The 537-nt window shown below is 70.8% G+C and carries 1 protein-coding gene; it reads left to right on the top strand.

The features are described 5' to 3' along the window. The coding region (locus tag DBZ45_RS01790) for a DUF222 domain-containing protein (protein WP_146617427.1) at window positions 1–537 on the top strand (537 nt) is incomplete at both ends.

Here is a 537-nt window from a genome sequence, read left to right as displayed (position 1 = left end):
CGAGGCTGAGCGGGGATCTGCCGTTGACGCTGGCCGCGCTCGGGGCGGGAACAATCTCGTGGCAGCACGTGCGCATCTTGTGTGATGAAACGGACGGGCTGGATCCGGAAGCGGCCGCGGCGTTTGCGGCGCATTTCCTGGACCCTGACGCGCCGGGGTACGCGCGGGGTTGCCCGGCGGGGGAGCTGACCCCGGGCAGGTTCCGGGCGAAGGCCCGGTATTGGCGGGAACGGCACCACCCGGTCAGCATCGAAAAACGGCACGCCAAGAGTGTGAAGGACAGGCGGCTGGAGTATGCCCCGGACCGGGACGGCATGGCGTGGTTCTCGGCGTATCTGCCGGCGGACCAGGCTGCGGGCATCTGGAACCGCACCACCGCCGCCGCCAGATCAATGCAGGGCCCCACCGAATCCCGGACCCTGACGCAGCTCCGCGTCGACGCCTTCGCCACGTGGCTCCTCAGTCCGGTGCCGGGAGTCGGCGGCGCGGCTGAGGACCCGCCCGCAGAAAAGGTCCCCGCAGACGCCGTGCCGGCAG

This window comes from Arthrobacter globiformis, from assembly GCF_003261175.1.
GTDB lineage: Bacteria > Actinomycetota > Actinomycetes > Actinomycetales > Micrococcaceae > Arthrobacter > Arthrobacter globiformis_A.
This window is presented reverse-complemented; position numbering and strand designations above follow the sequence as displayed.